The organism is Thalassobacterium maritimum, from assembly GCF_031127805.1.
Taxonomy (GTDB): domain Bacteria; phylum Verrucomicrobiota; class Verrucomicrobiia; order Opitutales; family Coraliomargaritaceae; genus Thalassobacterium; species Thalassobacterium maritimum.
In genome coordinates, this window is record NZ_JARXHW010000261.1 from 1 (window position 1) to 404 (window position 404).

Annotated in this window: 1 protein-coding gene; it reads right to left on the reverse strand. The window is 57.7% G+C overall.

The window, feature by feature from the left end:
• Nucleotides 1-8 precede the first annotated feature (8 nt).
• Nucleotides 9-404 (reverse strand): carbohydrate ABC transporter permease (locus QEH52_RS20275; RefSeq protein ID WP_308952779.1); only part of this gene is annotated, 396 nt, incomplete at its 5' end.

Below are 404 nucleotides of genomic sequence, written 5' to 3' on the forward strand. Positions count from 1 at the left end.
AAGCCGCGCTAGCCTTTGACGGCTCCGGCGGAGAGTCCTTTGACGAAGAACTTCATTGAGAACAGAAAGATGATCAGCAGCGGCACTGAAGAGATGGCGTAACCGGCCATGAGTTGGCCGTATTGTTTGACGTATTCGCCATCGAGTCGGAAGAGGCCGACGGGGATGGTGAGCAGTTGGTCGTCGCGCAGCAGCAAGAGCGGCAGGATGGTGTTGTTCCAAGAGCCGAGGAAGTCCATGATGCAGGTGACCGAGATAATGGACGCGGACAGTGGCAAGATGATGTGGCGGATCTGTTGCAGGTGTCCGGCACCGTCGAGCTGGGCGGACTCGAAGAGTTCCTTGGGGATGTCTTCGATGAAGTTGCGCAGGATAAAGACACCCGCCACCTGACCGCCGACGGA